Annotated in this window: 2 protein-coding genes; one reads left to right on the forward strand and one right to left on the reverse strand. The window is 66.8% G+C overall.

All coding sequences use genetic code 11. The features are described 5' to 3' along the window. The coding region (locus ACFV9O_RS40070; protein WP_385427957.1) for a hypothetical protein at positions 1–204 on the forward strand (204 nt) is incomplete at its 5' end. A 46-nt stretch (positions 205–250) separates the two neighbouring features. On the opposite strand, the gene ACFV9O_RS40075 is transcribed toward ACFV9O_RS40070, so the two are convergent. Continuing rightward, complete coding sequence (locus ACFV9O_RS40075; protein WP_381771449.1) at positions 251–823, reverse strand: hypothetical protein; 573 nt, start codon at positions 821–823, stop codon at positions 251–253. Positions 824–1,438: the final 615 nt, after the last annotated feature.

Consider the following 1,438-nt stretch of genomic DNA (forward strand, 5'->3'; position numbering starts at 1 on the left):
GACGACGTCGGAGGGCTCTTGGAGGAGGCCACCCGAATCGCCAAAGACGAGAAGCCTTCGTCAGCGGATCGGTGGCAGGGCCCCACCGCGACCCGCATACGGGGTGAACTCCGGGTGCACACGGCCAAGCTCCGAGTAGCGGCCGCCTCCTTGGAACAGAAATCCGCTGCGCTGGCCTTGAAGGAGGTCGACAAAACGAACTAGTGACCGCCGGTGCGCGGCGAGGTCGGGCCTCCCGCAGGCTGGGCCATCACCTCTCCTCCCCGTTTCCCCATGCGGGGTTTCGCAGGCACTTCGTGGACACGGACATCGAAACACCGTAATCATTCGGCTCGTCCGCGTGCAACAACACGACGACCCAGCCATGAACCCCGGGCTTCTCCATCTGCAATCTCACTCTGCTAGAGGATTTCACCGAAATTTTCAGGCCCTCCTCGTCCGGTATTCTCCCCTCGACGTCACTGTGCCACCCGCGCTCTATCAGTCGCTTCCCGGCCGCTCGCGCCAACTCCGCAAGGCTGCGCTCGTCCCCCGGCCGGATATTCCCCCGATAAGTCACGTGCGCCGACAGCTTGCTCGCATCCTTGTCCGCGCTGATGTCCAGCCCTCCGCACTCTTCAGTGCCACCGGAGTCCTTCTCCATCTCCACACCCGGCCACGCCTCCTTCATCGCCGCCATGGCATCCGGACGCATCGCCTCGTACGCCTGCTCGTAGGTCTGCTTCGGCTCGCCCAGCCCGCAGCCGGCCAGCATCCCTGACAACGCCATTGCGGCCGCCGACCGCCTCAGCCGCACGCCGCGCGTCCTGTCGAGCCCGTCCACCTCACCGCTCCTTCCTCAGAGGCCGGCGGCTGTTCCGCCGATCGCCGTCCGAGCCTCGCACCACCGCCACACGCCTCGCAGCGGTACGGCGAAGCCTGCGAGAGTCGGCCGAGATCAGATGGTTGGGACCTTTCGGTCCAGCGGGTGAGGGGCAGGGCACAAGAAGTCGTCTCCATCGGTGATCGGCCACCCCGTGCAGTTCGGAGGCCAGGGCAGGCCGGTGACTTGCCCGCGCTGTGGACGTGCCGCTTGGGCATGGGGCGTGAGTCGCGGTGAGAACAGGGCGCATTGGGCGCTTTCGGCGCGGCGTCCCGGTCCTCGCGAACATGGCCGACATCGGAGCCGGGGACTGGGTCACCGCTGCGAAGCGCCGCCTGCCGAGCGACGAACTTCCCCCTGCCGAGCGGGCCGTCAACCGGGGCCTGTCCGCGGCCCGGGCACTCGTCGAACGCGGAGTCGCTCGCATGGAGTCCCGGCAGATCTTCCGCGGAGCGCGAGTCCCCACCTCATGGCCGCCATCGCCAGAGCTGCCCTCACCCTGGAGAGGCAACGCTGAAAACGCTCACTACTTCTCCCATTCAGGATTTCGCAGACACTCGGTGACCAGGTTGAGTG

Source organism: Streptomyces sp. NPDC059909 (genome assembly GCF_042730885.1).
GTDB lineage: Bacteria > Actinomycetota > Actinomycetes > Streptomycetales > Streptomycetaceae > Streptomyces.